This window comes from Micromonospora sp. ABR4_055, from assembly GCF_056160425.1.
On sequence record NZ_JBSWXD010000069.1, the window covers coordinates 1 to 24,829 of the forward strand.

Here is a 24,829-nt window from a genome sequence, read left to right on the forward strand (position 1 = left end):
TCCATGCCGGTGATGTTGTTGGTGGGGGCATATTGGGTGCCGCAAGAAAAGTTTCTTCCCCGCTTTCTCTTGCCCCCCCTCCGTTCGTGGTCGCGTCAGGGGTCGGCGGTCAGGTCCAGGCGAGCAGTGCCGCCTCCGGGTCGGTCAGGAACGCTCCGACGTCGCGTAGGAAGGCGGAGCCGAGTGCGCCGTCGATGATCCGGTGGTCGAACGACAGCGCCAGGGTCGCTACTTGGCGTATCCGAATCTTCTCCTTGTGTACCCAGGGTGCCTTGCGGATCGTGCCGATCGCGAGGATCGCCGACTCGCCCGGCGGGAGGATCGGAGTGCCACTGTCCACTCCGAACACCCCGACGTTGGTGACGGTCATCGTGCCGCCGGCCATGTCGGCCGGCGCGGTCCGCCCCGCCTTCGCAGTCCGAACCAGGTCGGCCATCGCCTCGGCAAGCTCCCGAGTGGTCAGCCGCCCAGCGTCCTTGATGTTCGGCACGATCAGGCCCCGTTCGGTCGCCGCCGCGATGCCGAGGTTCACGTACTCCTTGACCACGATCTCGTCGCCGGCCCAGGTGGAGTTCACCATCGGGTGCCGGCGTGCCGCCAGCAGCATCGCCCGGGCCACCATCAGCAACGGCGAGACCTTGATCCCCTGCCAGTCGGGCTGGCTCCGGATCCGGTCCAGTGCCTTCACCGATCTGGTCAGGTCGACGGTGAGGAACTCGGTGACGTGCGGCGCGGTGAACGCCGACGCGACCATGTTCTCCGCAGTCAACCTGCGTACCCCTCTGACCGGGATCCGCTGTTCGCGGTCGGAGGCGGACAACGGTACGGCGGGCCCGGTCTGCGCCGACCCGTTTCGTGCCTCGCCGGCCCGGAGTACGTCGACCCGGGTGACCGAGCCGAGCGGACCGCTCCCGCGCAGCCCGGCCAGGTCGACTCCGAGGTCCCGGGCGAGTTTGCGCACCGGTGGCTTGGCCAGCGCCTTCGTCACCGGCCCGGTTGGGCCTGGTCCGGCCGGTACCGGTTCAGCCGGTGCCGGCTCGGCCGTCAGCTGGCCGGCCGACGCCGACGCCACTTCGGCCGGCTGAGTCGGTTCACCGGTGGTGCGGCGGGGCCGGCGCTTGGCCGCAGTGGTCCGCGGGCCGTAGCCGACCAGCACGGCGGTCCGACCACCGGGTGCCGGCCCGCCGATCATGCCCGGCTCGATCGCACCGCTGGTCGGCGGGATCTCCGGCTGTGGCGGTTCGGGTCGGGACGGGGCTGGGCCGGTCGGTTCAGCGGCGGGGCCGGCGGCCGGCTCGGTGTCGATCGCGATGATCGCCGTGCCGACCTCGACTGTGGCACCTTCCGGGTGGAAGATGGCCTGCACCCGCCCGCCCCATTTGGCGGGGATCTCTACCGCGGCCTTCGCGGTCTCCACCTCGACGATCGGCTGGTTCAGCTCGATGACGTCGCCGACCCCGACGAGCCACTTGAGGATTTCTCCCTCGGTGAGGCCTTCGCCGAGATCAGGCAGGTCGAACTGTTTGATCCGAGACATCGGCGCTCACCAACCGAACGCGCGGTCGACGGCGTCGAGTACCCGGTCCAGGTCCGGCAGGTACTCCTCTTCCAGGCGGGCAGCCGGGTACGGCGTGTTGAAGCCGCCCACCCGCAGGACCGGCGCCTCCAGGGAGTAGAAGCATTCCTCGGTGATCCGGGCGGCGATCTCGGCACCGAGACCGAGGTTTGTCGGCGCCTCGTGCACCACCACGCAACGGCCGGTCCGCCGGACCGACTCGTACGTACCGGCCAGGTCCAGCGGGGACAGTGACCGCAGGTCGATCACCTCGAGTTCGCGGCCCTCCTCGGCGGCGGCGGTCGCCGCGTCCAGCGCGGTGCGTACCATCGGCCCGTACGCCAGGACCGTCGCGTCGCTGCCGGGCCGCACTGTGCGGGCGGCGTGCAGCGGGTACGCCGTACCCGGTGGTGCCTCCAGCTCGACCGGCGCCTTTTCCCAGTACCGCCGCTTCGGCTCCAGGAAGATGATCGGGTCGTCGGAGAACACCGCCTGCTGGATCATCGTGTAGGCGTCCTGCGGGTTGGAGCAGGCGACGACCTTCAGCCCGGCGGTGTGCGAGAAGTACGCCTCAGGCGACTCGGAGTGGTGCTCCACCGCACCGATACCGCCGCCGAACGGGATCCGGATCACGATCGGCAGCTTCACCTTGCCCTGCGACCGGTAGTGCATCTTGGCCACCTGGGACACGATCTGGTCGTACGCCGGGTAGACGAAGCCGTCGAACTGAATCTCGCAGATCGGGCGGAAGCCGCGGATGGCCAGGCCGACGGCGGTGCCGATGATTCCGGACTCGGCCAGCGGGGTGTCGATCACCCGGTCCTCGCCGAAGTCCTTCTGCAGGCCGTCGGTGATCCGAAAGACGCCGCCGAGCTTGCCGACGTCCTCGCCCATCAGGACGACCTTGCTGTCGCTGTCGAGCGCCCTGCGTAGCCCGGCGTTGAGCGCCTTGCCGAGAGTGAGTGTCTCAGCCATCAGTGCGACCCTCCCTCGAACGATGCCAGGTACCGCTCGAACTGGGCCCGCTCGGTGTCGAGCAGCGGCGAGCCGTGCGCGTACACGTGATCGAAGAGCGCGCCGGGCTGCGGGTCGGGCATGCTCAGCACCCGCTCCCGCAGGTGCACCGCGTCCCGCTTAGCCTGCGCGTCGACCTCGGCGAAGAAGTCGGCATCGGCGATCTGCTGCTTCTCCAGGAAGGCGCGGACCCGGGCGATCGGGTCCTTGGCCTGCCACGCCTCCACCTCGCTGGCGATCCGGTACCGGGTCGGGTCGTCGGAGGTGGTGTGCGCCCCCATCCGGTACGTGTACGCCTCGATCAGCGTCGGACCCTGCCCGTGCCGGGCGTTGTCCAGCGCGGTCCGGGTCACCGCGTAGCTGGCCAGCACGTCGTTGCCGTCCACCCGTACGCCCGGGAAGCCGAAGCCGGACGACCGCTGGTAGAGCGGGATCCTGGTCTGTCGTTCGAGGGGTTCGGAAATCGCGTACTGGTTGTTCTGACAGAAGAAGACGATCGGCGCGTTGAAGACGCTGGACCAGACGAAGGCTTCGTTGACGTCACCCTGCGCCGACGCCCCGTCACCGAAGTACGCGATGACCGCCTCGCCGTCGTCGCCGCCGACCTTGCCGTCCATGGTGATGCCCATGGCGTAGCCGGTGGCGTGCAGCGTCTGGGCGCCGATCACGATCGTGTACATGTTGAACTTGAACTCGTTCGGATCCCAGCCACCCTGGTCGACCCCGCGGAACAACCCCAGCGGCATGATCGGGTCGATGCCGCGGCAGTAGAGCACACCGTGTTCGCGGTAGGTGGGAAACGCCATGTCCTGAGCGCGCAGCGCCCGTCCGGAGCCGACCTGCGCGGCCTCCTGACCGAGCAGGCTCGCCCAGATGCCCAGTTCGCCCTGGCGCTGCAGGGCGGTCGCCTCGGCGTCGAGTTTCCGCACCACGACGAGGTCCCGGTAGAGGGCACGGTACTCGGCGTCGGTGAAGTCGACCGTGTACTGCGTGCCGTCGGGGCCGGTCACCCGGTCGATCCGTTCGCCGTCCGGAGTCAGCAGCTGCACCAACTCCGGATCGGCGGCGTTCTTGCTAACGCGCCGTCGAGCCGCGGCCGGTCTGGCACGGGTCGCTGTCCCGCGCTCGCCTTTCGCCATCCGTCTCTCCCATCGCTCGTGCGTGGCAGCGGGGGTGTCCCGACCGCGCAGCTCGTCCCGCTGCCGGCTGCTGCCGGTGCAGGTCCTCTCACCGCGCCTGGCCCGGGTCAGGGTTGCCGCGCGGCACGGGCCGGGTTCTGGCTGGACCCGGTCCGGGAGGGACGTCATCGAGTCGTGCCCGCCGCGGTAGAGGCGGAGGCAGCGGCTGCGGTGCCGTCCGGTCCATATTCGCATTGGAGGTGAGGGGTGTCATAGGTCGGTCCGGGCATGCAGGTGCGATGTCCGCGTTGCGCGGAACTTGTAGCCTCGCGCTGCGTTCGGCCGAGTGTGACTCATCCGTCCGGTTCTGATAACACGATGTATTGAACTGGAAAACTTTCTGTCACTGCTTCACTATGTATCCAGAACCGGTGATCTGTAGGACCGTGGATCGACCGGAGGCCATACCGATGAGGAGTCCAGCCGTGCTGCTGCCGCAGGATCGCCTGGCCCGGCCTACCGAGGTGGACGGACCTGCCCGGCGGTTCGCGTTGATCGTGGCGTTGCTGGTGCTGACCGCCTCGTTGCCGCTGCTGGCGACGCTCGGCGCGGGTTCGGCGACGGTGGCCGGGGGTGGCCCGGCCACGGTGCTGCCGCTGATCGGCCAGCCGGGCGGCGGACCGATCATCGTGCATCCGCTGCCGCACCCGACCCCGTCCGGACCGGTCGAGCCGACCGGCGGGGACGGTACCGACCAGGACGCATCGATGGATCGTCGTGCCGGCGGCCGGGACGGACCTTCCACCGGCACCCGGCGCGACAGCGGGGGCGGACCGTCGGATCGTGACCGGCCGGCCCCGGGCGCACCGGCGGACTCCGATGGTCCAGCACCGACGACCCCCAGCGATCCAGGATCGGAACAGCCACCGTCCGGCACTCCGGACGACCCGCCGCCCGTCACCGACGTCGACCCCGACATCGACCCGGATCCCGGTCCGTCCCCGACACCGTCGCCGGATCCGGACGTCGACCCGGACGTCGACCCGGACGTCGACCCGGACATCGATCCGTCGCCGGATCCCGATCCGTCCCCGACGCCGTCGCCGAATCCAGATGTGGATCCGGACATCGATCCGGACATCGATCCGGACATCGATCCGTCGCCGACGTCGACCCCGGACCCCGACGTGGATCCGGACCCGACGCCGGATCCGTCCTGCAGCCCGCAGCCGTCGGACGCGGCATAACCGGATAGACCCGTCAGGATCCGCCCTGCTCGTCGGCGAGTCGTTGCCGGTTGGCCTCGATCCAGGCGTCGAGCGCCTGCGGATCGTTGAGGTCGACACCCTCGGCAAGGAGTTGGGCGACTGCGGCCGTGGCGGGGCTGCGGCGCTCCCCGGTGGTGTAGAGACGGACGAACTCCGGCACCATCTCGGCGATCGCGGCGTCCATCTGGCTGAACGCCGCTGCCGGTAGACCGCGCTGCCGGCCGGCGTACGCGGACCAGCCGCGGACCACGCCGGGCAGCATGGCCGCGTCGTCGATGTCCAGCACCGCCCGGCGGTGCACCCAGTCCAGCAGGAACATGCCAGCCACCGCCGGGCTCCAGCGCATCGGGTCGGGGTCGAGCAGGCTCGCCGAGTGGTCGAGCACCAGGCTCAGGCAGAAGTGCAGCGAGGCGAGGTCGGCGTCGCCGGCCGCGTCCAGACCGAACCGCTTGGCCTCGGCAGACGCGAGGAACTCCCGCACCAGGACGGTCCGCCGGTCGGCGGGCAGCGGGTCGTCCGGCGCCAGCGCCACGGTCCGCAGCGGCGCGGGCAGTACGGCGAGCCGCGCGCCGACCAACGCCCGGTCGGTGGCGAGCGACCCCTCGCCGGGCAACTCGCCCAGCCCGTCGGTGATCGCCAGGTGCCGGCTCACCTCACCGCGCAGGACCCGGGGATCCTCTTCACGGAACCAGGTCAGCTCGTCGTTGGCGCACATCTGCCGGACCTGACCGAGGACCCGCTCGGCCGGACCGCCGACGAAGACATCCTTGGTGATGCCGATGTTGTGGTCGACCAGCGCCACCATCGCGTGTTCGGGGCCGCCGAGCTCGTCGTCGTAGGCGAAGGTGGCCAGGTACGAGGTCTGGTCGCCGTACACGTCGCCGTACGCGTAGCTGCCGGTCAGCCGGACCCGGCCCAACCGGTCCGACCAGGGCGGCGCGGTCTTGCCGACCTTCACCGCGGCGGCGCCCGCCGCCTCCGGCACCAGCCGGGCGAAGACGGTACGGATGGTGGTAGCGGCGGCGGCGCGCCGGCGGGTGGTGGCGGCGAGAAAACCGCCGACGAACTCCCGGACCGCATCGGCGCGGTCCGTCTCCGCCACCGCGTACACGCTGCCGAGCAGGGCGGCGCCGAGCATCTCCGCGTCGAGTGCACACTCCAACTTGGTCACGTCACGGGCGGCGGCGAGCACCGCTTCGTAGGGGGTTTCAGGCGTGGCCATGAATCGACCCTACGCCGTGCTGCGGCGGGTGGCATCACCTGTGCGTTACATGTCGGGCACGCCGGGCGGGTGGACTCCGGCCCCGTCCAGCCAGGCCGTGGGCCGCGCTCCCACCAGAAGACCGGACAGGGCCCTCAGCGGTGGGACGACCGAACGCGGTCCAGCGCGTCGCGGGCGTCGGCGTGCGCCTGCAGGATCGCCCGGACCGGGGCGACGACCAACCGGCGGGCAGTCTCGGCCACCACGTCGTACAGCCGGTCCTCGGCCCGTCTGCGGACCCGTCGGGCCGCCCACCCGGTCACCGGACGGATCAACAGACTGAGCAGAACCCCGCCGAGCAGGCCGCCGAGCAGCATCGCGGTCGGCACCGGCAGGACACCGACCGTCGGATAGTCGAGGGCCGGCAGACCCAGCGTACGGATGACGAAGCCGACCAGCAGCCAGCCGAGCCCGGCGGCGGCGGTGGCGGTGACCGCCCACTGCACCGCGCGGACCAGCCGCCACCACATCGGCTGCCGGTCCAGGCCCAGGTCGGCGCCGCCGATCGCCCGGTCGAGAGCGTCCGGCAGCTCGGCCCGTTGCGACCGGGCGGCGGCGGTAACCGCCGCAGACCAGGGGGTCGGCAGCCGACTACCGGCCTGCTCGGCGAGGCTGCGTACGGCCAGATCGACCGCGGCGCGCTGCGCCGCACTCGGCGCCGGCAACGAGGTGACCGGCACCGGTCCACCAGCCCCGGTCAGCGACGGCGGCACCGGTCGATCGGGCGCGGTCACCGGCGCTGGTTGGTCGGCCGGGCCGGTGCCGCCGGTCCGGCCGGAGCCGAGCAGGTGCAGCCGTAGCAGCGGATCCGGCCGCAGCCTGCGCCAGGCCCGGGTGAGTGGCCAGCCGGTCGCGGCCCCGGCCCGGTGCAGGTACGCCGACTCGACGGCGTCGACGACGCTCGGCACCCCGGCCGCCGCCGCCAGCGCCAGGCTGAGCCGGCGCACCGTGCCGCGGTTGATCTCATCCTCGGCGCGTTCGTCGGCCGGACCGACCAGCTCCGCCAGACCGTCGGTGACCGTATCCAGATCACCGGAGAGTCGACGCAGCGCCGCCTGCCGCTCGGCCACCGTGCCTTCCAACAGCCGGCGCAGCTCGGTCATCGCGGCCGGCACCAGCGCCGAGGTGGCCAGCAGCGGGACTCCGTCGAGCCCGTCGGCGTCGAGCAGCCGGCGCAGGTCGGCGAGCAGCCGGGGCAGCTCGGCCCGGTCCAGCCGGTCGGCGTGGTTGAGTACCACCACGGTGACGTCCCGGTTGCGATGGAACTCCCGCAGATAGCTGCGGTGGATCACCCGGTCGGCGTACTTCTGCGGGTCGACCACCCAGATCACCAGGTCGACCAGGCCGAGTAGCCGGTCGACCTCCAGCCGGTGTCCGTACTCAACCGAATCGAAGTCGGGCAGGTCGAGCAGGACCAGACCGTGCAGCCCGGCCTCGTCGGTGCCGTCCAGGGCGCTCTCCCGGACGAACCGGTGTCGGGGCAGGACCCCGACCCAGTCCAACAGCCCGCTCGCCCCGTCGACCGCCCCCCAACCGCACGCGTGCGCGTACCCGGTGGTGGGGCGGCGCACGCCGACCGAAGAGAGGTCCCGCCCGGCCAGCGCGTTGAAGATGCTGGACTTGCCGCTGCCGGTGGCGCCGGCCAGCGCCACGACGGTGTGCTCCCGGGACAGCGCCAGCCGGGCTCCGGCCCGCTCGACCAGGGTGCGGGCGGCTCCGAGCCGGTCGTCGGGAATCCGACCGTCGGCGGCGCGCAGGAACCGCCCGAGCGCGTCGAGCCGGTCGACCAGCAGGTCGGCGTCCACCCGTGAGTCTCCTCGGACCAGGTGTCGGACCCGGTCGACGAAGCCGGTCACGCGACCGCTCCCGGCAGCGGTCCGGTCGCGCCGGGCAGGGTGTCCGGCAACCGGTACGGCGTACCGCTGCTCAACCCGGCTGCCGCCCGGGCCTGCTCGACCTCGACGGCTGCGGCGCGCAGCCGGTCGCCGGGCGGGGTGGCCGTGGCGTCGACGGCCTGCGGCGGGACACCGGCCGCTTCGATCAGCCGCAGGTAGCGGCCGGCCTCCTCATCGAGCAGTGCCCGGATGCGGCGCAGCAGACCCTCCCGGGACCGGTTGGCGAGGTTGCGGATCGCCTGGTCGCCGAAGATCGCCTCGAGCACCTTCTGGGCGGCGACGGTGGTGCCGCCGGCGGCGGCGACCTCCAGCCCGGTCGGGATGAAGGCGGTCGAGGCGAAGACGGCGATCATGACGGCGAGCCCGGTGGCGTTCACCGCGTACGCGGCGGTGCGGGCGACGAACCGTTTGTCGCCGGCCTCGGCCCGGACCAGTTCGAGCACGTCGCGTTGCCAGTCGCGGACCAGTCGCTCGGCGCGTTCCGGCAGGTCAGCGGAGGGCTGGGCGAGGTCCGGGGTGAGTAGCGCGGCACCGGCCGGGTGGGTCCGCCAGGCGAGGTTCGCGGCGTCGGCGGCCTCGGTCGCCGCGCCCCTGATCAGGGTGACCAGTTGTGACTCGATCGCGGTCCGCAGCTGGTTGGCGGGTGCGGGCCGGCCGGTGACGGCGCTGAGCACCCGGTCGCGAAGCCGCCCCACCCTGGCCTCCAGTGAACGGAACAGTTCGCCGGTGCCGACGAAGTCCTGCCAGCGGCCAAGTACTTCGCCGCGGAGCAGCCGGCCGTCCTGCACCGCCTGCTCGGCGTTGCGGCTCGCGCTGCGGTACGCGGCGCGGACCCGGTCGGTCAGGGTGCGGGCCGCGTCGAGCTGGTCGTCGGCGGCGGAGGCCAGCCCTTCGACGGTCGGCGCCAGCGCGCTCAGCGCCCCGTCCAGGGACTGCCGGATCACCGCGGCGCGGGCGGCGGCGTCCCCGGCGAGCTGGCCGAACCATTCGCGCAGCGGTGCGGCGACGATTTCCGGCAGCAGTCCCTGGCCGCCGACCACCGTCTCGGGCACCACGAAGATCGGGACGTCGCCGAGGTCGTGGTCGGTGAGCATCTCCCGCAGGTGCGCGGTGATCTCGTCGACCGCCTCGGTCGGCACCCGGTCCAGGGCGAGCGCGACCATGGTCCCGCGCAGCTGCGCGGTCTGCAGCAGTTGCCAGGGAACCGCGTCGGCGTACCGGGCGGCGGTGGTGACGAACAGCCACAGGTCGGCGGCGGCGAGCAGTTGGACGGCGAGCGCCCGGTTGGCGTCGACCACCGAGTCGATGTCCGGCGCGTCGAGAAAGGCCAGCCCGGGGGGTAGCGCCGGCGCGGCGACGAGCTGCAGCGCGTCCGGGGCGTCGGTGGGGCCGGCGGTGCGGGTCAGACCGGGCAGCAGCTCGCCCTGCCGGAACCAGCTGGCGTCCGCCGGGTGGCTGACCAGCACCGGGGACCGGGTGGTGGGCCGTAGTACGCCGGTGGCGCTGACCCGGGCCCGGACCATGCTGTTGACCAGGGTCGACTTGCCCGCACCGGTGGAGCCGCCGACCACCACCAGCAGCGGTGCGTCGAGTCGGGCGAGCCGGGGTAGTAGATAGTCGTCCAGCTGGGCGATCAAGCCGGCACCGACCTCGCGGCCCTCCTCGGCCGAGGGCAGCACGAGAGGGTACGCCATAGCCGCGATTGCGGAGCGTAGTCGCTCGAGTGCAGCGGGAAGTGCGGGTGCGCCGGGGTTGGGCGCGGCCGGTCCGCCCTGCGTGGTCACGGGTAAAGCGTGCCCGATCAATGCATGCCAGACAACCTGAACCGGCCCGGCGTGGCTGCCGATGACACTGTGTGCGACGGGGTCGGAGGGGGGATCGTTGCTGGTGAGGGTGTAGGTTGCGCGACTCCGACTCAACCTGACTTGACGGCGGCTGCGATCGTGGCAGTATTGAGTCAAGTCCACTCAACTTGTGGTGGGTGTACGGCGGGGCGGTGCCCCGGCACCTGCTCTACGAACGAAGCGAGGAAGCGACCATGGCACGTGCGGTCGGTATCGACCTGGGCACGACGAACTCCTGCGTCAGTGTGCTGGAGGGTGGTGAGCCTACCGTCATCGCCAACGCGGAGGGCTCCCGGACCACTCCTTCCATCGTCGCGTTCGCCCGCAACGGTGAGGTGCTCGTCGGCGAGGTCGCCAAGCGACAGGCGGTGACCAACCCGGACCGGACGATCCGGTCGGTCAAGCGGGAGATCGGCACCAACTGGACCGTCGACATCGACGGCAAGAAGTACACGCCGCAGGAGATCTCCGCCCGTACCCTGATGAAGCTCAAGCGGGATGCCGAGGCCTACCTCGGTGAACGGATCACTGACGCGGTGATCACCGTCCCGGCGTACTTCAACGACGCGCAGCGTCAGGCCACCAAGGAAGCCGGCGAGATCGCCGGGTTCAACGTGCTGCGAATCGTCAACGAGCCGACCGCGGCAGCCCTGGCGTACGGCCTGGACAAGGGCTCCAAGGAGCAGACCGTCCTGGTCTTCGACCTCGGTGGCGGCACCTTCGACGTCTCGCTGCTGGAGCTCGGCGAGGGCGTGATCGAGGTCAAGTCGACCAGTGGTGACAACCTCCTCGGTGGTGACGACTGGGACCAGCGGATCATCGACCACCTGGTGAAGACGTTCCGTGGCCAGCACGGCGTGGACCTGGCCCAGGACAAGATGGCGATGCAGCGGCTGCGGGAAGCCGCGGAGAAGGCCAAGATCGAGCTGTCCGCCGCCACCACGACCAGCATCAACCTGCCGTACATCACCGCCGGCCCGGCCGGGTCGGACGGTGCCCCGTCGGCGCCGCTGCACTTGGACGTCACGCTGACCCGCGCCGAGTTCCAGCGGATGACCCAGGACCTGCTGGACCGCTGCAAGGGCCCGTTCGAGCAGGCGATCAAGGACGCCAGCGTCAAGTTGGCCGACGTCGACCACGTCATTCTGGTTGGCGGGTCCACCCGGATGCCGGCCGTTTCCGACCTGGTCAAGCAGTTGACCGGCCGGGAGCCGAACAAGGGCGTCAACCCGGACGAGGTGGTCGCGGTCGGTGCTGCGCTGCAGGCCGGTGTGCTCAAGGGCGAGGTCAAGGACGTCCTGCTGCTCGACGTGACCCCGCTGAGCCTGGGCATCGAGACCAAGGGCGGCATCTTCACCAAGCTGATCGAGCGCAACACCACCATCCCGACCAAGCGTTCCGAGGTGTTCACCACGGCTGACGACAACCAGCCGTCGGTGCTCATCCAGGTCTTCCAGGGTGAGCGGGACATCGCCGCGTACAACAAGAAGCTCGGCACCTTCGAGCTGACCGGGCTCCCGCCGGCGCCGCGCGGCGTGCCGCAGGTCGAGGTCGCCTTCGACATCGACGCGAACGGCATCGTCCACGTCAACGCCAAGGACCTGGGCACCGGCAAGGAGCAGTCGATGACGATCACCGGCGGTTCGGCGCTGCCGAAGGACGACATCGAGCGGATGATGCGCGACGCGCAGGACCACGCCGACGAGGACAAGCGGCGTCGCGAGGAGGCGGAGACCCGCAACCTGGCCGAGCAGCTGCAGTGGCAGACCGAGAAGTTCCTCGCCGAGAGCGGTGACAAGCTGCCGTCGGACTCTCGCGACCAGATGAACGACGCGCTGGGCGAACTGCGTGGCGCGTTGGCCGGCAGCGACATCGAGGCGATCAAGTCCGCGCACGAGAAGCTGGCCCAGGTTTCCCAGCAGGCCGGCTCGCAGCTCTACGCCCAGCAGGCCGAGCAGCCGGGTCAGCCGGGCGGTGCCGGCGGCCCCGGCGAGGCCGGACCGGGCACCGCCGGACCGGGCGCCGCTGGGGCGTCCGCGTCGGGTGGTGCCGCCGGCGGGCCGGACGACGTGGTCGACGCGGAGATCATCGAGGACGACAAGAAGTGAGTCCTCGTCGAGGCCGAGGACCAGCGATGATCTTCCCTCGAACCGCCGCACGGAGCGAGGTAGCCACATGACGGAGAAGTCACGGGCCGCTGATCCGGCCGGCACCGGCCCGCCGAGGCGCCGCTCGGCACCGGTCGAGCAGGCGGACGGTGAGACCACCGAGCGCCTGGTGATCCGGGACAAACGCCGGATCGACCCGACCGGGACGCGGCCCCGGACCGCGCGGCACGCGGCGGCCGAGCCGACGGGTGCGGCACCCCCCACCGACCATCGTCCGACCGGGCGGCACGCCCGGTCGGGCACGGAGGAGGAGCCAGTGAGCGGGAAAGCCGACGACAGGTCCGCGGACGGGTCGGCCGCCAGCGAAACCGGAAAGGACGAGCCGACCCGATCCGCGACCGAGAACCGATCCGCGACGAGCACCGGGTCCGGCGCCGACCGGGCAGTTCAGCCCGACTCGTCGGACACCGCCGTCGTCGACGAACCGGTGGCCGGTGAGCCGGTGGTCGGCGAGGTGGTGGAGCCGGCACCGGAGTCGGACGCCGAGGAGGCGGCCGGGGGCGCAGCCGGTTCCGGTCCGCTCGGCGCCGAGCTGGGGGCACTCCGCGCCGATCTCGACGAACGCACCCGCGACCTGCAGCGGGTGACCGCCGAGTACGCCAACTATCGCAAGCGGGTCGAGCGGGACAAAGGGGTCGCCGCCGAGCAGGCCACCGGTGCGGTCCTCGCCGCGCTGCTGCCGATCCTGGACGACCTGGACCGGGCGCGGGAGCACGGCGACCTGGTCGGCCCGTTCGGCGCCGTGGCCGAGCAGCTCGGCGCGGCGCTGAGCAAGTTCGGACTCACCGCCTTCGGTGAGAAGGGCGACCCGTTCGATCCCACCCAGCACGAGGCGGTCGCCCACCTGACCTCCGCCGAGGTCACCGAACCCACCTGCGTCGACGTGATGCGGCGGGGCTACCTGCTCGGGGACCGGCTGCTGCGGGCGGCGCTGGTCGCTGTCGCAGACCCGGAATGACCGCCGCCGGTGGTCCACCGGCGAACATCACGGCCGGCGGCGGGGAATGGGGCGCGTCCCGCCCCCGGCACCGCGCTCACAGACGCAGGGCGTCGGCCGGGCCGGCAGTGGTCGGCCGGTCGTCCGGACGGTGCCAACGCGGTCAGGGGCGGGGTCCGGTGACGGACAGGAGGAGGACAGGGTGAGTTCCAAGGACTGGCTGGAAAAGGACTTCTACGCCGTGCTGGGGGTGCCCAGGACAGCCTCCGCCGACGAGATCAAGAAGGCGTACCGCAAGCTGGCCCGCGAGTTGCATCCCGACCACAACCCCGGCAACTCGGCCTTCGAGGAGCGGTTCAAGGCGGTCTCGGAGGCGTACAACGTGCTGGCCGACGATCGGCGGCGCAAGGAGTACGACGAGATGCGCTCGCTGTTCGGTTCGGGCGCGTTCCGCCGGGGGGCGCGTGGCGGTGGGCCGGGCTTCGACCCGGCCGACCTGTTCGGCGGCTTCGCAGGTGCCGGTGCCGGTGCCGGTGCCGGCGGTGCCGGGGACCGGCGGTTCGGTGGGGCCGGGTTCTCCGACATCTTCAGCTCGATCTTCTCCGGCGGCGGCGGGGGCGGGATGCGTACCCGTGGCCCGGCTCGAGGCCGCGACGTCGAGGCCGAGGTGGTGCTCGACTTCGGCGCCGCCGTACGCGGCACGACCTTGCCGCTGAGCCTGCGGGCACCCGGGGTGTGCGACACCTGCCATGGCAACGGTGCCAAGCCCGGCTCGGTGCCGAGGACCTGCCCGACCTGTGCCGGGACCGGGCTGACCACCCGCAACCAGGGGTCGTTCAGCTTCTCCGAGCCGTGCCGGGACTGCCAGGGGGTGGGCACGATCGTCGACGAGAAGTGCCCGGAATGTCACGGCTCCGGCGGGGTGACCAAGACCCGGACGCTGAACGTCCGTTTCCCACCCGGCGTGGCGGACGGCCAGCGGATCCGGCTGGCCGGGCGGGGTGAGCCGGGCGACCGGGGTGGCCCGGCCGGTGACCTGTTCGTGCTGGTCAAGGTCCGCAACGACGAGCTGTTCGGGCGGACCGGCGACGATCTCACCCTGACCGTGCCGATCACCTACGCCGAGGCGGTGCTCGGCACCGACCTGCGGGTCCCGACCATGGACGGCGCCGTGACGCTTCGGGTGCAACCAGGTACGCCGAGTGGGCGTACCTTGCGGGCACGTGGCAAGGGCGTGCCCCGTCGGGACGGCACCACCGGTGATCTTCTGGTGACCGTCGAGGTCGTCGTTCCGGCTACCGTGGACGAGTCGGCACGGGCCGCCCTGCGGACCTTTGCGGAGCACACCCCCGCTGCCGACCGGGAACGTCTCGCCGCCCGGCTGCGTCGCAACGAGGAGCAGGCCGCCGGGTCGCGGCGAGGGACAGACGGGAGGTGAGTGAGGGGTGGACGACGAGCTGCTGATCACGTTCGAGGCCGCCTCCGACGCCAAGGTCCTGATCATCTCGGTGGCGGCGCGGATGGCCGGCATGCATCCGCAGACGCTGCGCCAGTACGACCGGCTGGGCCTGGTGCAGGCCGGCCGGGCGGCTGGCGGCGGCCGCCGGTACAGCGTCCGGGACGTGGTGCTGCTGCGCGAGGTCCAGCGGCTCAGCCAGGACGACGGCGTCAACCTGGCCGGCATCAAGCGGATCATCGGGCTGGAGCAGCTCGTCGGCGACCTGCAGCAGCAGGTTGACGGGTTGCGCGCCGAGCTGGCCGAGGCGTACCAGCGGATCGCCGAGCTGGAGTCGGTCGGCCCGTACCCGCGACGTGACCTGGTCCCGACCAGCCGCACCTCGACCGCCCTGGTGGTGTGGCGGCCGCAGCGCCGGGACCGGCCGGCCCGCCCAGGTTCCGGGCAGACCGGCTAGCCGACCCTGCGGACCGGCCACCAGGCGCGGTGACCGAGCAGGCTCAGCAGCGCAGTCCATCGACAGGCCGAACAGCACGGCGAAGAGCAGCGTCGGCACCACGGACATGATCGGTACCGGGCGGTCGACACCGATCAGCCCCAGTCCCCACCCCCATTGGAAGATCACCACCAGTACGCCGTACGCAGTGCCGATGGACAGCAGCGCCAGCACCGCGGCCTTGACCGCGATCAGCGGTGCCCGGAACATCGCCACCAGCACCTTTTCCGACCAGCTGTTCGCCCGGCTGGTACCGGTCCGGGTCCGGATGATCCTGGCCAGCCCGGCGCTGCAGGGCTACGCGCTCCGGCTGCTGCTCAGCGGACAGACCGAGCCGGCCCGAGGGCTGCACGAATCCTTCCCGGACGAGCTCGACGAGGTCACCGCCGCCGCGATGGTGGGATCGTTCGTCGGCGCGCTGGTCGCGGTGATGATGCAACTCCTCACCGAGCTGCCCGAGCCGGAGCGGGCGATCCTGGTCGACCGGGACCAGCTGCTGGCCGGCCTGCAGCGGGCGATGCAGGTCGCGGTCGCGGGACTCGCGGATGCTAGCTCAGCCGGCGGGACTTGCGGACCAGGCCGCCCTCGCACCAGTCGTGGTAGTCGAACAGCTGCGGCTTGGCCAGCAGCACCCGGGTGTTGTGCGCCCAGACCGACATCAGCTCGTCGCCGTCCTGCTCGGCCTGCTCGACCAGCTTGCGCAGCCGCCGTTTCGGGTGGGCGCGGAAGTTGGTCCGGATGCCGTCCGCCGCGTAGATGTAGAGGCAGTGCAGCGCGAACCGGCGGGCCGGACAGGTCGGATCCATCGCCAGGTCGAACAGCGTGGTGATCAGCCGGTCACCGGAGACGAGCAGGTCCCAGTCCTGCGGCATCGACTGCAGCGGGACCGAGTCCGGCTGGTACGCCCAGGCGCGCAGCTCGGCGGGCGCTGGGTCCACCGGGTTGGCGAAGCCGCGGAACGCCGACTCTTGCACGCTCAACGGGGACCCTCCCGTTCGCGGCCGACAGGGCACAACCGGCCCTGGGCCTACCACTAGCTACTGCCGCGCCACGGTAGCGTGTCGGAGGGTGATCGGGGAAGTCCCTGGTAATGCCTTTCACGAAGCCGGTACGTGTTGGTCCGCTCCCGTCAGGTGATTTCCGCTGGCCGCGAGGGGTGCGGGCCGCCCCCGCAGCCGATGCTTGAACCAGCGGGAATCCGGAATCCGGGCCAGCACCGGTCCGGTTACCACCGTGATCAGCACGTACGCGGTGGCCAACGGCGCGAGCGCCGGCTCGATGCCGGAGCTGGCGACCGCAAGGCCGGCGATCACGATGGAGAACTCCCCACGCGGCATCAGCGCCAGCCCGGCCCGCCACCGACCGGGAGCGGCGATGCCGGCCCGCTTGGCGGCCAGGTAGCCGGTCAGCACCTTGGTGCCCATCGTCACCACCGCCAGGCCGAGGGCCGGCAGCAGCACCGGCGGGATGTCCCGGGGGTCGGTCACCAGCCCGAAGAAGACGAAGAAGACCGCGGCGAACACGTCCCGCAGCGGGGTGAGCAGTTCGGTGGCGCTGTGCGCCACCGGCCCGGACAGCGCGATGCCGACCAGGAACGCGCCGACCGCCGCGGAGACCTGCAGTTCGGCGGCGATCCCGGCGACCAGCAGGGTCAATCCGAGTACGCCGAGCAGCAGCGCCTCCGGGTCGCGTACCGACAGCAGAGCGGAGATCCGGTGGCCGAACCGGACCGCGACCAGCAGCACGACGGTGACCGTGGTGACCGCCACCGCGACCGCGAGGCTGCCGGCGGCGAGCCCGGCGCCGATCAGCACCGCGCTGAGCACCGGCAGGTAGAACGCCATCGCCAGGTCCTCGACGACCAGGATCGACAGGATGACCGGCGTTTCGCGGTTACCCAGCCGGCCCAGGTCGCCGAGCATCTTGGCGATCACGCCGGACGACGAGATCCAGGTGATCCCGCCGAGCACCACGGCGGCGGTCGGCCCCCAGCCGAGCAGCAGGGCGAACGCGACTCCCGGCAGCGCGTTGAGCAGCGCGTCGATCAGGCCCGCCGGTGCCGCCCGGCGCAGGTTGCCGATCAGCTCGCTCGCCGAGTACTCCAGCCCGAGCATCACCAGCAGCAGCACCACGCCTATCTCCGCCCCGACGGCGAAGAAGTCCTGGATGTCGTGCAGCGGGAGCAGGCCGCCGTGACCGAACAGCAGCCCGGCGAGCAGGTAGAGCGGGATCGGCGACAGCCCGTAGCGCCGGGACAGGCGGCTGAGCAGACCGAGGAGCAGCAGCAGCGCGCCGAGTTCGATCAGCAGCAGTGCGCTGTCGTGCATGGCCGGGTCAGCCGGCCGGGTCGTCGTTGGCGAGGATGCCGCCGACGCCGTCCAGCCCGGACCTGGTGCCGACGACCACCACCACGTCGCCGGCGGCGAACCGGAACTCCGGCCCGGGAGAGGCCAGCACCTCCCGGTTGCGCAGCACCGCCACGATCGACGCCCCGGTACGGGTCCGCGTCTTGGTGTCGCCGAGGGTACGGCCGACGAACGGCGAGCCGGCCGAGATCGGTACCTGCTCGGTGAGCAGCCCGGCGGCCTGGTCGCGCAGCCCGGCGAGCTGGCTGAGCATCAGCGACGCGCCGAGGATGTCGGCGAGCGCCTCCGCCTCGTCGTCGGTCAGCGGGATGTCGGCGTCACAGGCGTCCGGGTCGTCCCGGTCATACAGGACGAGGTCCCGACGCCCTGACCGGTGACTCACCACACCGATCCGTCGGCCTGACTCGGTCATCAGGTCGTGGCGTACCCCGATGCCGGGCAGGTCGACCTGTTCCACACGTGCGCGCACACCGTCCACGCTACGCCGCCTAAGGGCAGACGGTCGCGCCGCGTCCCGGCAGACTGGTGCGGACGCGGTGCCGAATCGGCCCAGGCGTGGTCGCCGGACCGGGCGGTCGTGGGGCGCGGACGGAAGGAGAGGGTGGATGCGACGTCGGGCAGGCGGGTCCATCACGGCCATCGTTCTGTCGGCCCTGCTGATCCTCACCGGGTGTTCGATCGGCGACATCCGCCGGCCACCTCCAGACCGCGCGGCCCCGTCGACCGACGCGACGGTGCCTGTCGGTGGGCCCGCCGTCGAGGTCCGCCCGATGCGGGTGCCGGCCGGCTACGCCGCCCCATTCGTCGCGTTCGACGACGCCAAACACGGGTACGCCTACTTCCACGGATGCGACACGTCGGTGGGCGCCGGGGCGCCGGCGAGTTGCCCGGCGGTGCTCTACGCGACCGCCGACGGCGGCCGGTCCTGGCAGCACCGGGAGCACCCGGACCCGGCGGTGGCGGAGCATTCGATGCTGGTCGGCCACGGCAGCCTGGTGCTGTCCGCCGACGCCGCCTGGTACCGGTCGCTCGACGGGGGTGTGACCTTCACCCGGGGCAACGGCCCGGACGGGTCGATGCCGCCGGAGTTCGCCGCCGTGCACGGGCGGTACCAGGTGTGCTGCGGCTCCGACGGTGTCGCCCGGGTCGGCGAAGCCACCCAGGTGGGGGTGAAGCCGTTGGCGCAGCAGCCGCCGATCCCGGTCGTGCAGACCGTCGGGTACATCGGCGACAAGTTGACCGTCGCCGGGCTGCACGACGGCCGGCTGCATGTGGCGTTCGGCGCGCCGGTGGCGACTGACGATGACGGTGGCGGTGGGACCGGGGTGCGCTGGCTGTGGCGGACCGACGCGTCACCGTCGCGGATCCGGAGCGGATCCGCCAGTTCGTCGTAGAGACGACGCCGTCGGGCGGTTACTGGCTGATCGGCGAGCCGGTGCCCCTGCCGGGTGAGTTTCCGCTCGTCTGGCGGGCCGATTGGGGTCGGCTGGAGCCGGTGCCGGTCCACGACCCGCCGCCGGACGTGATGTCGGCGCTGCCGGACGGTGGCCGGTTGCTGGTCACCACCCGTACCGGTGTCTGGTCGCTCGGCTCCGACGGCCGCTTCGAGCCGATCGACTGGCCGGTGCAGGGTGCGTACCTCACCCGGCTGCGGGACGCGACGGTGCAGGCGGTCCGACCGGACGGAGCGGTGCTGCTCAACGTGCGACAGCCGTCGGGTGCCGGGTGGGTGGAGATCTCCTGGGAACCGTACGGGCGGTAGACCGGTGCGGGTCGGGCTTCGGCGGTCGACTCGTCGATCGGAGTTGAGTGGAATAGACTCAAGTCTGGTGGTGTCCTCATCAGTGGACCAACCTGCCGTACAGGGGAGCACATGAACGCCGAACGCCTGACCACGAAGAGTCGCGAAGTCATCACCGCCGCGGTCGCCATCGCCAACCAGCGGGGCCATGCCACGGTCGAACCGTGGCATCTGCTGCTCTCCCTGCTGGACACCGGCGGCTCGACCGCCGCCGGCCTGCTGCGGGCCGTCGGCGCCAACCCGGTGGAGATCCGCCGGTCCGCCGTACGGACCGTGGAGAACCTGCCCGCCGCGCGCGGCTCCAGCGTCGCCGAGCCGAGCCTGTCCCGCGAGTTCGCCAACGCGATCGGCGCGGCCGAGCAGATCGCCCGCCCGCTCGGCGACGAGTACACCTCCACCGAGCACCTGCTGGCCGGGCTGGCCCGGGTCGGCGGGGCCGTCGCCGGGCTGCTCAAGGATGCCGGAGCCACCGAGGAAAACCTGGTCGCCGCGTTCCCGTCGGTGCGCGGCGGCGACCGCCGGGTCACCACCGCCGACCCGGAGCAGACCTACCAGGCGCTGGAGAAGTACGGCGTCGACCTGACCGCCAGCGCCCGCGACGGCAAGATCGACCCGGTGATCGGCCGGGACGCCGAGATCCGCCGGGTGATCCAGGTGCTGTCCCGGCGTACCAAGAACAACCCGGTGCTGATCGGCGAACCCGGCGTCGGCAAGACCGCGATCGTCGAAGGTCTCGCCCAGCGGATCGTCGCCGGCGACGTACCCGAGTCGCTGCGCGACAAGCGGCTGGTGTCGCTCGACCTCGGCGCGATGGTCGCCGGTGCGCAGTACCGGGGGCAGTTCGAGGAGCGGCTGAAGTCGGTCCTGGAGGAGATCAAGGGCTCCGACGGCCAGGTGATCACCTTCCTCGACGAGCTGCACACGGTGGTCGGCGCGGGCAAGGGCGAAGGCTCGATGGACGCCGGCAACATGCTCAAGCCGATGCTGGCCCGGGGCGAGCTGCGGATGGTCGGCGCGACCACCCTCGACGAGTACCGCGAGCACATCGAGAAGGACCCGGCGTTGGAGCGCCGGTTCCAGCCGGTGCTGGTCGGCGAGCCGACCGTGGAGGACACCATCGGCATCCTGCGCGGGCTCAAGGAGCGCTACGAGGTGCACCACGGCGTACGGATCACCGACGCCGCGCTGGTCGCCGCCGCCGGCCTGTCCGACCGCTACATCACCGACCGGTTCCTGCCGGACAAGGCGATCGACCTGGTCGACGAGTCCGCCTCCCGGCTGCGGATGGAGATCGACTCCCGGCCGGTCGAGGTCGACGAGATCGAGCGGGCCGTGCGCCGGCTGGAGATCGAAGAGATGGCGCTGGCCAAGGAGCCCGACCCCGGCTCGGCGCAGCGGCTGGAGCGGCTGCGCCGGGAGCTGGCCGACAAGCGCGAGCAGCTGACCGCGCTCAGCGACCGCTGGCAGCTGGAGAAGGGGCACATCACCCGGATCTCCACCGCCCGCGAGGAGCTGGAACGCCTCGGTGGCGAGGCCGAGCGGGCCGAACGCGACGGTGAGCTGGAGCGCGCCGCCGAGCTGCGGTACGGCCGAATCCCGGCGCTGCAGGGCGAGCTCGCCCGCGCCGAGACCGAGCTGGCCGCGCTGCAGGCCGACGGCGCGATGCTCAAGGAGGAGATCGGCGCGGACGACATCGCCGCCGTCGTCGCCGCCTGGACCGGTATCCCGGCCGGCCGACTGATGGAGGGCGAGACCGCCAAGCTGCTGCGGATGGAGTCCTCGCTGGGCGCCCGGGTGGTCGGCCAGGCCGCCGCGGTCACCGCCGTCTCCGACGCGGTCCGCCGGGCCCGCGCTGGCGTCGCCGACCCGGACCGGCCGACCGGCAGCTTCCTCTTCCTCGGCCCGACCGGCGTCGGCAAGACCGAGCTGGGCAAGGCCCTGGCCGAGTTCCTCTTCGACGACGAGCGGGCCATGGTCCGCATCGACATGAGCGAGTACGCCGAGAAGCACTCGGTGGCCCGGCTCGTCGGTGCCCCGCCCGGCTACGTCGGGTACGAGGAGGGTGGTCAGTTGACCGAGGCGGTACGCCGCCGGCCGTACTCGGTGATCCTGCTCGACGAGGTGGAGAAGGCCCACCCGGACGTCTTCGACGTGCTGCTGCAGGTGCTCGACGACGGTCGGCTCACCGACGGGCAGGGCCGTACGGTCGACTTCCGCAACGCGATCCTGATCCTCACCTCCAACCTCGGCTCGACGCTGATCAACGACCTGACGTTGACCGAGGAGCAGCGCCGCGACGCGGTGCTGGCGGTGGTCCGGGCGCACTTCAAGCCGGAGTTCCTCAACCGGCTGGACGACATCGTGGTCTTCGCGATGCTCAGCGGCGCGGAGCTGCGGTCGATCGTGGACATCCAGCTGGACCGGATGCGCCGGCGGTTGGCCGACCGCCGGCTGACCCTGGACGTCGACGACACCGCCCGCAGCTGGCTGGCCGAGCACGGCTACGACCCGATCTACGGAGCCCGGCCGCTGCGTCGACTGGTCCAGTCGGCGATCGGCGACCAGTTGGCCAAGGCGCTGCTGGCCGGTGAGATCCGCGACGGCGACACCGTCCGGGTGCAGCTCGCCGACGACAAGGAAGGGCTGGCGGTGCAGGCCGGCTGACCAGCATCGATGTATGTCGGTGAGTGCCGTCGATCGCTCTGCTCGACTGCGAGGCCGGGTTCGGCGACGAAACGCGAGGTCGACGCGGCGTCCGTTTGCCCCGTGTCACTGGCGGGGTACCGCTACGGTGATCTTCCGAAGCTTCGGGAAGGAGAGCCGTGTCGGATCCGAATCCGGCCGCGCCACCGGTCAAGGCGCGGCCGAGCACCGTCACCATTTCGAGTTACCTGCTGTTCCTGATCGCCGCGCTGCAGGTCGTCGGCCTGATCGTCGCGCTGTCGGTGATGGGCACGATGCAACAGGTCTACGAGGACGCCTACGCCGGCACCGACATGGAGGCCATCAGCAGCCTCACGACGATCTCCCTGATCGCCGGCGCGATCTTCGGCCTGCTGATCGCCGCCGGCCTGGTGGTGCTGGCTCTGCTCAACAACCGGGGCAAGAACCCGTCTCGGATTGTCACCTGGGTGCTCGGTGGCATCTTCCTCTGCTGCTCCGGGGGCGGGCTCGCGCTCGGCGCGGCCGGCAGCGCGTTGCCCACCGGCCCGACCAGCACCGACCCGAACATGCCGGACCCGGCGCAGGTGCAACGGGATCTGGAGGCCGCGCTGCCCGGCTGGTATGAGCCGGCCAACCTGTTGCTCGGCGTCGTGACCGTGCTGGCGCTGCTGACCGCGCTGATTCTGCTGGCGCTGCCGCCGTCGAACGACTTCTTCCGTAAGCCCGCCGTCGCCTGGGAGCCGCCGGTGCCGGGCGGCGGGTACGGCGTGCCGCCGATGCCGGGCGGCGCCTACCCGAGCTACCCCGCCGCTCCCGGCACACCACCGGCCGCCGGCCCGCCGCCGGCCACCCCGCCCGGCCCGCCGCCGGCACCAGGTGCGCCGCCAGCTGCCGGACCGTCGGAGAATCCGCCGGGCAACCCCCCGCCGCCGACCAGCTGATGATCGGTCGATCACGGGTCGGTCCGCCCGGGGCGGACCGACCCGCCGGTACGGGGAGACCCGGTCCTCGTAGGAGGTGACGACGTGGGGGACAAGCCTGCCCTGCGTACCGCACTGGTCACCGGGGCCACTGCCGGCCTCGGTGCCAGCTTCGCCCGTCGGCTCGCCGGCGACGGGTACCGGCTGGTGCTGGTCGCCCGTGACCGGCAGCGGCTCACCACGCTTGCTGACGACCTGGCCGACCGGCACGGCGTGACCGTCGAGGTGCTCGACGCCGACCTGGCTACTGACGGTGGAGTGACCGTCGTGGCCGACCGGCTGCGGTCCGTCGACGCACCGGTCGACCTGCTGGTCAACAACGCGGGCATCGGTCTGAACCGGTCGTTCCGGCGCACCGACGAGGCGGACGAGCTGCGGCTGCTGCGGCTCAATGTGGAGGCGGTGCTGCGGTTGACGCATGCCGTCCTGCCCGGCATGGTGCAACGCCGACAGGGCAGAGTGATTAATGTCTCGTCGGTGGCGGGCTTTGGTCCGTTAGCAGCTGGTTCGACCTATTCGGCGAGCAAGGCCTGGGTGACGAACTTCAGTGAGTCGATCGACATGTCGGTCCGCCACCTCGGGGTGCGGGTGATGGCGTTGTGCCCGGGCTACGTCCGCACCGAGTTCCACGAACGCGCCGGTATCCGGACCTCCGGCTCGCCGACCTGGCTGTGGCTGCGGGCCGACGACGTGGTCGCCGATGGTCTGCGGGACCTGGCCAGGGGGCGGGCGGTGAGCGTCCCCGACTGGCGCTACAAGACGCTCGCCACTGTGGTGCGTCACGCTCCGCATGGGCTGCTCCGGTTGGCCGCCGGCCGGCCGAAGGGTCGCGAGTGAGCCGGAGAGCGTACCAGCGTGCCCGTCGAAACGCTTCCTGCTGCCGCGACCTGGAGTTTTGTGGTGTATGGGCAGCTAGCGACGTGGATGGCGTTATCGGCGAGTTGCCGGGCCGGCGGATGGGGGCCCAGTGACGGGCAGTACTCTTTGTGACATGGGCGACCACGACGACCTGCGCAAATTCATCACTGATCTGGCCGTGGTGCACGGCAGGGTGGTGCTGTCGTCAGGTCGCGAGGCTGACTGGTACGTCGACCTGCGGCGGGTGACGCTGCACCACGCCGCCGCACCGCTGGTGGGACGGGTGCTGCTCGATCTCACTGCGGACTGGGAGTACGAGGCGGTTGGCGGCCTGACGTTGGGAGCGGACCCGGTGGCTCTGTCCATGTTGCACGCCGCTGCGGCGGAGCAACGGCGACTGGACGCCTTCGTGGTGCGCAAGGCCGACAAGACGCACGGACTCCAGCGACGGATCGAAGGGCCGGACGTGGCCGGCCGGCGGGTGCTGGCAGTGGAGGACACCTCGACGACCGGTGGGAGCGTACTGACCGCAGTCGAGGCGCTACAGAAGGCAGGAGCTGAGGTGGTCGGCGTGGCGGTGATCGTCGATCGTGGGGCCGGTGACGCGGTTCGGGCAGCCGGACTGGCCTATCGGGCCGCCTATACGTTGGCTGACCTCGGCCTTCCGGCCTAAAAGTTTGCCGATTCGGATCTGCTGATATGCAGGCGGATCGATGCTGTTTGGTGGAAGGATGGGTTTCGTGGGAACTGCGTTGGCTGAAATGACCATGCCTCAAATCTCGCCGCTTGCCGGCGAGCCGATCGAACGCGCGGACGCGGAGCGACTCGCTGGAGTCCTCAAGGCGCTCGCCGACCCGGCCCGACTCAGGCTGCTCAGCCTGATCCAGTCGGCACCGGAAGGCGAGGCCTGCGTCTGCGACCTCACTGCTCCGCTGGGGCTCTCCCAGCCGACGGTGAGCCACCACCTGCGTATCCTCACCGAGGCCGGCTTGCTGGAGCGGGAGAAGCGCGGAGTGTGGGCTTACTACCGGCTGGTGCCGACCGCGATCGCCACGATCGCGGATCTGCTGACCCCGCCGCGTAAGCGCGCCACCAAGAAGGCACGCTGACCTGACGGCACCTTGCCTGGTCGACTCGCGGAGGCGGAG

The 24,829-nt window shown here is 71.4% G+C and carries 21 protein-coding genes; 12 read left to right on the forward strand and 9 right to left on the reverse strand.

Annotated elements, in window-relative coordinates:
- Window positions 1-109: 109 nt before the first annotated feature.
- Genes ACXAHD_RS17090 through pdhA form a run of 3 tightly spaced genes read right to left on the reverse strand, consistent with a single transcriptional unit; the run spans window position 110 to window position 3,708 of the window.
- Window positions 110-1,537, reverse strand: coding sequence for a dihydrolipoamide acetyltransferase family protein (locus ACXAHD_RS17090; RefSeq protein ID WP_281552444.1), 1,428 nt, complete (start codon window positions 1,535-1,537; stop codon window positions 110-112).
- 6 nt (window positions 1,538-1,543) lie between these two features.
- A complete protein-coding gene (locus ACXAHD_RS17095; protein WP_475051668.1) occupies window positions 1,544-2,533 on the reverse strand; it encodes an alpha-ketoacid dehydrogenase subunit beta in 990 nt (329 codons plus the stop codon).
- A complete protein-coding gene (gene pdhA / locus ACXAHD_RS17100; protein ID WP_281552445.1) occupies window positions 2,530-3,708 on the reverse strand; it encodes a pyruvate dehydrogenase (acetyl-transferring) E1 component subunit alpha in 1,179 nt (392 codons plus the stop codon). The genes ACXAHD_RS17095 and pdhA overlap by 4 nt, the downstream gene beginning before the upstream one ends.
- A gap of 449 nt (window positions 3,709-4,157) precedes the next feature.
- Between pdhA and ACXAHD_RS17105 the strand changes: the two genes are divergently transcribed.
- Window positions 4,158-4,934 carry a hypothetical protein gene (locus ACXAHD_RS17105; protein ID WP_475051649.1) on the forward strand — a complete coding sequence of 259 codons (777 nt, stop codon included), beginning with the start codon at window positions 4,158-4,160 and terminating at the stop codon, window positions 4,932-4,934.
- Between the two features lie 13 nt (window positions 4,935-4,947).
- Here the strand turns inward: ACXAHD_RS17105 and ACXAHD_RS17110 are convergent, their stop codons facing one another.
- From ACXAHD_RS17110 to ACXAHD_RS17120, 3 genes are all read right to left on the reverse strand, one after another.
- Complete coding sequence (locus ACXAHD_RS17110) at window positions 4,948-6,177, reverse strand: hypothetical protein (protein ID WP_281552447.1); 1,230 nt, start codon at window positions 6,175-6,177, stop codon at window positions 4,948-4,950.
- A 134-nt stretch (window positions 6,178-6,311) separates the two neighbouring features.
- Window positions 6,312-8,072, reverse strand: a complete 1,761-nt coding sequence (locus ACXAHD_RS17115; RefSeq protein WP_281552448.1) for a GTPase — start codon at window positions 8,070-8,072, stop codon at window positions 6,312-6,314.
- Window positions 8,069-9,805, reverse strand: coding sequence for a GTPase domain-containing protein (locus ACXAHD_RS17120; protein ID WP_281552449.1), 1,737 nt, complete (start codon window positions 9,803-9,805; stop codon window positions 8,069-8,071). Before ACXAHD_RS17120 ends, ACXAHD_RS17115 begins: the two co-directional genes overlap by 4 nt.
- Before the next feature lie 344 nt (window positions 9,806-10,149).
- On the opposite strand from ACXAHD_RS17120, the gene dnaK reads away from it, so the two are divergent.
- The 4 genes from dnaK to ACXAHD_RS17140 all read left to right on the forward strand — a co-directional run bounded on the left by dnaK (window position 10,150) and on the right by ACXAHD_RS17140 (window position 14,973).
- On the forward strand, window positions 10,150-12,063 hold the full coding sequence (dnaK, locus tag ACXAHD_RS17125; protein WP_281552450.1) for a molecular chaperone DnaK: 1,914 nt from the start codon (window positions 10,150-10,152) through the stop codon (window positions 12,061-12,063).
- Between the two features lie 67 nt (window positions 12,064-12,130).
- Complete coding sequence (locus ACXAHD_RS17130) at window positions 12,131-13,081, forward strand: nucleotide exchange factor GrpE (RefSeq protein ID WP_475051653.1); 951 nt, start codon at window positions 12,131-12,133, stop codon at window positions 13,079-13,081.
- A gap of 181 nt (window positions 13,082-13,262) precedes the next feature.
- Window positions 13,263-14,498 (forward strand): molecular chaperone DnaJ, encoded by a 1,236-nt coding sequence (dnaJ, locus tag ACXAHD_RS17135; RefSeq protein WP_289211790.1) that lies wholly within the window; start codon window positions 13,263-13,265, stop codon window positions 14,496-14,498.
- Between the two features lie 7 nt (window positions 14,499-14,505).
- The gene (locus ACXAHD_RS17140) at window positions 14,506-14,973 is read left to right on the forward strand and encodes a heat shock protein transcriptional repressor HspR (RefSeq protein WP_281552452.1); all 468 of its coding nucleotides are present in this window, start codon (window positions 14,506-14,508) and stop codon (window positions 14,971-14,973) included.
- Between the two features lie 587 nt (window positions 14,974-15,560).
- Here ACXAHD_RS17140 and ACXAHD_RS17145 read toward each other — a convergent pair.
- From ACXAHD_RS17145 to ACXAHD_RS17155, 3 genes are all read right to left on the reverse strand, one after another.
- A complete protein-coding gene (locus tag ACXAHD_RS17145) occupies window positions 15,561-15,992 on the reverse strand; it encodes a hypothetical protein (RefSeq protein WP_123606516.1) in 432 nt (143 codons plus the stop codon).
- Window positions 15,993-16,109: 117 nt separating this feature from the next.
- On the reverse strand, window positions 16,110-17,339 hold the full coding sequence (locus ACXAHD_RS17150; protein WP_281552453.1) for a cation:proton antiporter: 1,230 nt from the start codon (window positions 17,337-17,339) through the stop codon (window positions 16,110-16,112).
- A gap of 7 nt (window positions 17,340-17,346) precedes the next feature.
- Window positions 17,347-17,847, reverse strand: a complete 501-nt coding sequence (locus ACXAHD_RS17155; protein WP_278172676.1) for a cation:proton antiporter regulatory subunit — start codon at window positions 17,845-17,847, stop codon at window positions 17,347-17,349.
- A 136-nt stretch (window positions 17,848-17,983) separates the two neighbouring features.
- Here ACXAHD_RS17155 and ACXAHD_RS17160 point away from each other — a divergent pair, with 136 nt between their 5' ends.
- The 7 genes from ACXAHD_RS17160 to ACXAHD_RS17190 all read left to right on the forward strand — a co-directional run bounded on the left by ACXAHD_RS17160 (window position 17,984) and on the right by ACXAHD_RS17190 (window position 24,790).
- Complete coding sequence (locus ACXAHD_RS17160) at window positions 17,984-18,772, forward strand: WD40/YVTN/BNR-like repeat-containing protein (RefSeq protein ID WP_289211791.1); 789 nt, start codon at window positions 17,984-17,986, stop codon at window positions 18,770-18,772.
- Complete coding sequence (locus tag ACXAHD_RS17165; RefSeq protein WP_289211792.1) at window positions 18,715-19,140, forward strand: hypothetical protein; 426 nt, start codon at window positions 18,715-18,717, stop codon at window positions 19,138-19,140. Before ACXAHD_RS17160 ends, ACXAHD_RS17165 begins: the two co-directional genes overlap by 58 nt.
- Window positions 19,141-19,251: 111 nt before the next feature.
- A complete protein-coding gene (clpB, locus tag ACXAHD_RS17170) occupies window positions 19,252-21,843 on the forward strand; it encodes an ATP-dependent chaperone ClpB (RefSeq protein ID WP_289211793.1) in 2,592 nt (863 codons plus the stop codon).
- 158 nt (window positions 21,844-22,001) lie between these two features.
- Window positions 22,002-22,784, forward strand: coding sequence for a hypothetical protein (locus ACXAHD_RS17175; RefSeq protein ID WP_289211794.1), 783 nt, complete (start codon window positions 22,002-22,004; stop codon window positions 22,782-22,784).
- A gap of 84 nt (window positions 22,785-22,868) precedes the next feature.
- Window positions 22,869-23,660 (forward strand): SDR family NAD(P)-dependent oxidoreductase, encoded by a 792-nt coding sequence (locus ACXAHD_RS17180; protein WP_281552457.1) that lies wholly within the window; start codon window positions 22,869-22,871, stop codon window positions 23,658-23,660.
- 154 nt (window positions 23,661-23,814) lie between these two features.
- Window positions 23,815-24,354 (forward strand): orotate phosphoribosyltransferase, encoded by a 540-nt coding sequence (pyrE, locus tag ACXAHD_RS17185; protein ID WP_281552458.1) that lies wholly within the window; start codon window positions 23,815-23,817, stop codon window positions 24,352-24,354.
- A gap of 58 nt (window positions 24,355-24,412) precedes the next feature.
- Entirely contained in the window at window positions 24,413-24,790 is a 378-nt protein-coding gene (locus ACXAHD_RS17190) for an ArsR/SmtB family transcription factor (protein ID WP_123606510.1), read from the forward strand.
- Window positions 24,791-24,829 lie beyond the last annotated feature (39 nt).

What these genes read in the sequence shown, in the direction of transcription:
- ACXAHD_RS17090 (WP_281552444.1), bottom strand. Translation starts at nt 1,537, where the DNA reads ATGTCTCGGATCAAACAGTTCGACCTGCCTGATCTCGGCGAAGGCCTC.
- pdhA (WP_281552445.1), bottom strand. Translation starts at nt 3,708, where the DNA reads ATGGCGAAAGGCGAGCGCGGGACAGCGACCCGTGCCAGACCGGCCGCG.
- ACXAHD_RS17105 (WP_475051649.1), top strand. Translation starts at nt 4,158, where the DNA reads ATGAGGAGTCCAGCCGTGCTGCTGCCGCAGGATCGCCTGGCCCGGCCT.
- ACXAHD_RS17110 (WP_281552447.1), bottom strand. Translation starts at nt 6,177, where the DNA reads ATGGCCACGCCTGAAACCCCCTACGAAGCGGTGCTCGCCGCCGCCCGT.
- ACXAHD_RS17120 (WP_281552449.1), bottom strand. Translation starts at nt 9,805, where the DNA reads ATGGCGTACCCTCTCGTGCTGCCCTCGGCCGAGGAGGGCCGCGAGGTC.
- dnaK (WP_281552450.1), top strand. Translation starts at nt 10,150, where the DNA reads ATGGCACGTGCGGTCGGTATCGACCTGGGCACGACGAACTCCTGCGTC.
- ACXAHD_RS17130 (WP_475051653.1), top strand. Translation starts at nt 12,131, where the DNA reads ATGACGGAGAAGTCACGGGCCGCTGATCCGGCCGGCACCGGCCCGCCG.
- ACXAHD_RS17150 (WP_281552453.1), bottom strand. Translation starts at nt 17,339, where the DNA reads ATGCACGACAGCGCACTGCTGCTGATCGAACTCGGCGCGCTGCTGCTG.
- ACXAHD_RS17160 (WP_289211791.1), top strand. Translation starts at nt 17,984, where the DNA reads ATGCGACGTCGGGCAGGCGGGTCCATCACGGCCATCGTTCTGTCGGCC.
- clpB (WP_289211793.1), top strand. Translation starts at nt 19,252, where the DNA reads ATGAACGCCGAACGCCTGACCACGAAGAGTCGCGAAGTCATCACCGCC.
- pyrE (WP_281552458.1), top strand. Translation starts at nt 23,815, where the DNA reads ATGGGCGACCACGACGACCTGCGCAAATTCATCACTGATCTGGCCGTG.
- ACXAHD_RS17190 (WP_123606510.1), top strand. Translation starts at nt 24,413, where the DNA reads ATGGGTTTCGTGGGAACTGCGTTGGCTGAAATGACCATGCCTCAAATC.